This window comes from Desulfobacter sp. (assembly GCF_050177295.1).
Map to the genome: position 1 here is coordinate 1 of NZ_JBFXHE010000433.1, position 3,732 is coordinate 3,732.

General features: G+C 52.4%; 6 protein-coding genes. 4 read left to right on the forward strand and 2 right to left on the reverse strand.

The window, feature by feature from the left end:
* A partial coding sequence (locus AB7U36_RS20505) for a TatD family hydrolase (protein ID WP_428161484.1) occupies window positions 1-528 on the forward strand: 528 nt, incomplete at its 5' end.
* Entirely contained in the window at window positions 525-1,295 is a 771-nt protein-coding gene (locus tag AB7U36_RS20510; RefSeq protein WP_428161485.1) for a tRNA threonylcarbamoyladenosine dehydratase, read from the forward strand. The genes AB7U36_RS20505 and AB7U36_RS20510, both read left to right, overlap by 4 nt.
* 158 nt (window positions 1,296-1,453) lie before the next feature.
* Here the strand turns inward: AB7U36_RS20510 and AB7U36_RS20515 are convergent, their stop codons facing one another.
* Both AB7U36_RS20515 and AB7U36_RS20520 read right to left on the reverse strand, forming a co-directional pair.
* Window positions 1,454-1,891, reverse strand: coding sequence for a type II toxin-antitoxin system HicB family antitoxin (locus AB7U36_RS20515; RefSeq protein WP_428161486.1), 438 nt, complete (start codon window positions 1,889-1,891; stop codon window positions 1,454-1,456).
* A 9-nt stretch (window positions 1,892-1,900) separates the two neighbouring features.
* Window positions 1,901-2,113 (reverse strand): type II toxin-antitoxin system HicA family toxin, encoded by a 213-nt coding sequence (locus AB7U36_RS20520; RefSeq protein WP_428161487.1) that lies wholly within the window; start codon window positions 2,111-2,113, stop codon window positions 1,901-1,903.
* 263 nt (window positions 2,114-2,376) lie between these two features.
* On the opposite strand from AB7U36_RS20520, the gene AB7U36_RS20525 reads away from it, so the two are divergent.
* Together AB7U36_RS20525 and AB7U36_RS20530 are read left to right on the forward strand one after the other, a co-directional pair.
* Window positions 2,377-3,408 (forward strand): putative 2-aminoethylphosphonate ABC transporter substrate-binding protein, encoded by a 1,032-nt coding sequence (locus tag AB7U36_RS20525; protein ID WP_428161488.1) that lies wholly within the window; start codon window positions 2,377-2,379, stop codon window positions 3,406-3,408.
* A 13-nt stretch (window positions 3,409-3,421) separates the two neighbouring features.
* On the forward strand, window positions 3,422-3,732 hold a 311-nt coding region (locus tag AB7U36_RS20530), incomplete at its 3' end, for an ATP-binding cassette domain-containing protein (RefSeq protein ID WP_428161489.1).

Genomic DNA, 3,732 nt, shown 5'->3' on the forward strand with positions numbered 1-3,732 from the left:
ACCGGGCTTGATTTCATGGACAAAGGCGCTGACCGGGATCTTCAGATTCAGGTTTTTAAAACCCATCTGGCCCTGGCCTGTGATTTGAATCGTCCCATTAACATCCATATCCGCAAAGCCTGGGACGCCATACTGAAAATTTTGAAGCACCATGGACCGCTGGCTGCGGGCGGTGTCATCCACTCCTATTCCGGGTCTGCCGACCTTGTTCCGCTTTTTGAGAAATTCAATCTTCATATCTCCTTTTCCGGATCCCTCACCCGGTCCAACGCCAAAAAGGTGATCCAGTCCCTGGGGGCGGTCAGTCTGGACCGGATAGTCTTCGAAACCGACACCCCGGATATTGTGCCCCAGTTTATTCTGGATGCCCATCCCGGGGAAACACCGTTGAATCAGCCCGCCAATGTTCCGGAAATTGTCGAGGTGGCGGCACAGCGACGCGGCATGGCATTTGAAACCCTGGCCCGGTGGGGATATGAAAACAGCCTGGCTCTGTTTGGTCCTATTTTAAAGGAGAAAAACGGATGACCCTGGATATGAGCCAGATCAGCCCCTTTGCCCGGCTTGAACAATTGCTGGGAAAGGCGGCGGTTGACCGGCTTAAAAATTCCCGGGTGGCCGTTTTCGGCCTGGGAGCTGTGGGCTCTTTTGTGGTGGAGGCTTTGGCACGGTCCGGCATCGGCTATTTGCGGCTTGTGGATTTCGACCGGGTGGACGCCTCCAATATCAACCGTCAGATTTTTGCGCTGCACTCCACCCTGGGGATGGAAAAAGCGGCCGTGGCAAGGCGCCGGGTCCTGGATATCAATCCTGATTGTGAGGTGGATTTGCACACTTCTTTTGTCAATTCAGACAGCCTGTCCCGGTTTTTAAGCCCGGACCTGGACATGGTGGTGGATGCCATTGACGGGCTCAACGCAAAGGTCAGTCTGATCCTGGGGGCAAAACAGATGGGCCTTAACCTCATATCCTCCATGGGGGCTGCAGGCAGAACCGATGTCTCCATGATCCGGACAGGGGATCTTTTTGACACCCAGGTATGCCCCCTGGCCCGGATGGTGCGAAGACGGCTGCGCCGCAGGGGATTGGAGGATGGGGTGCCCTGTGTTTACTCCATTGAGCCGCCACTGAACAAGGAGCCCTTTGAGGATAAGGACATCGCGGCCCCCCTGGAAGGGGACCATGTGGACAGGGGGAACGGACGCCCAAGGCCGCCCATCGGCTCTGCCGCCTGGGTGCCGGGGTGTTTCGGGCTGACCATCGCAGGCCTTGTTGCACAAAAGCTCAAATCATGAGCAAACTGCAATCACGGCATTTAACCACCCCAAACCAGGCCATATTGGGGCATTGACAGATTGGTGTTGTTTATATACGTTCACTTTCACCAAGCAAGAGCCTAACATTTCTTTTGAAGATTGTTTTGATTCTGGAGCAATTGTTTGCATAGTTGAACTCACGCAGCCGCAACTTCCATCATTGAAACCCCTAACCGGAATCCCATAACAGCCAATGCCTCTTCGATACGCGGCAGTTTGGTGGGGTGTTTCGGATCAAGCATGCGCCGGATTTCCCTGGGATCGGTGTTCAACTGCCGTGCCAGCTCCGATTTTGTAATGCTCGTTTTTTTGAAAGCAATATAGAGTGCTGCTTTAGCTGCCATCTGGGCCGAAAGCCGGATAGGATACTCCCCCGCTTCCTGGGACGATGGAATGGGCAAATCCAGACCATCTGTAATACATCCCGCTATAACCTCATCGAGGCAATCAACCGCCTCTGCAAGGGCCTCATCTATTGATTTTCCATCCGTTGCACCATAGGGAATATCCCGGAAAGTCACCAGAAAAAAACCGGCCCCATCATCTTCTATTTTTGCTGGATAAATAAATTCCATAATCACCTCTTATTTAATGTCTTCCGGGGTCAATCCCAGGTCAGCAAGCATACGCTTAAGCAGGCCCGGACCGATCTCTTTTTTGCGGTCTTTAAGGATGGTCTGTCCATTGTTCGCATAAAGAGTCGCATGACTGCCTTTTCCTCTCTTTAAGTCAAGCCTGGGATTGTATCCTGCCTGTTTTAACTTTTTTATGAGTTCGTTTCCGTTCATGCTTCTCATAGTAGGCCATTTTTGTCCTATTGTCAAAAGTGCAAAGGCTCTTGTCGCAAATTCGTAAATTTTAGTCATAAACTTATAACATCCTAATAACCCCCTTCTAATCTTTCTCATCTATTCTATCTCTATTTTGTCCGAGGACTTATCGCCCGGTTCATGGGGCGTATCCCGGGGTGAAAGTCAAGGCCGGTATCGGCTTCGGGATGGCCCTGGCGGATGAATTGCACACGGACCCCTTTAAAACAACTGAACAAAGGAGAACAACAATGAATTTCAACAAAATGGCAATGACCCTGGCCGCAGGCGTCATGATGGCCGTATCGCTTCTGGCCCAGGCCCAGGCCCAGGCCCAAAGCCTTCTGGTGTATACGGCACTGGAAGATGACGAACTGCCGCGCTACCTGGCGCTGCTTAAACAAAGCCACCCCGGGATTGATGTCAAGATCGTCAGGGATTCCACAGGTATTGTGACGGCCAAACTGCTGGCGGAAAAGGATAACCCCCAGGCAGACGTGGTCTGGGGAACGGCTGCCACCAGCCTGATGCTCTGCGACCAGGCCGGCATGGTGGAACCCTATGCGCCCAAGGGGGTGGATAAAGTCCGTGCCAAAATGAAAGACAAAAACAGTGTGCCCCACTGGGTGGGCATCAAAGCCTGGATGACCGGGTTCTGCGTTAACACCATTGAGTGTAAGAATCTGAACCTGCCCATTCCTTCGAGCTTTGAAGATCTGCTGAACCCGGTATATAAACACCAGCTGGTCATGCCGAATCCTGCCTCCTCAGGCACCGGATTCCTCACGGTTTCCGCCATTCTCCAGATCAAGGGTGAAGAAGCCGGCTGGGCCTACCTGGATGCACTTGATAAAAACATGGCCCGGTATACCCATTCCGGTTCCAAACCGTGTAAAATTGCCGGTACCGGCGAATTGCCCATCGGACTTTCCTTTGCCTACCGCGGATTTATGCAGAAACAAAAGGGTGAGCCTGTGATCACCGTGTTTCCCAAAGAGGGTTCCGGATGGGATGTGGAGGCCAACTGCCTGATTAAAAAGGCTGATATCAAGCCTGATGCCAGAACTTTCCTGGACTGGGCCATCTCCGAACCGGTCATGAAAGCGTATGCCGAGGTTTACCCTGTGACTGCCTACAATGTGGGCGCACCCATTCCCGACGGCTTCCCCGGGAATCCCGAAGCACAGCTCATTGAAAATGATTTTAACTGGGCTGCCAAAAACCGGATGCGAATTCTCAAAGAGTGGACCAAACGGTATGACGGAAAAAGCGACGAAAAATAAATAAGGACTATCCATGGAAAAGGCATATCTGACCCTTCACGGGGTGACCAAGACATTCGGCCCGGTCAAGGCCCTGGACCAGGTGTCGTTTTCTGCCGGGAAAGGAGAATTTTTATCCATTCTGGGACCCAGCGGATGCGGCAAAACAACGGCATTGCGCGTCATTGCCGGCCTTGAACACCAAAGCGATGGACAGGTGCTGATCAATGGGCGCGATGTCACAGGCATGCCGGTTTCCAAGCGGAATGTGGGCATTGTATTTCAATCCTATGCCCTGTTTCCCAATCTGAATGCAGAGAAAAATATTGCCTACGGCCTTCGGGG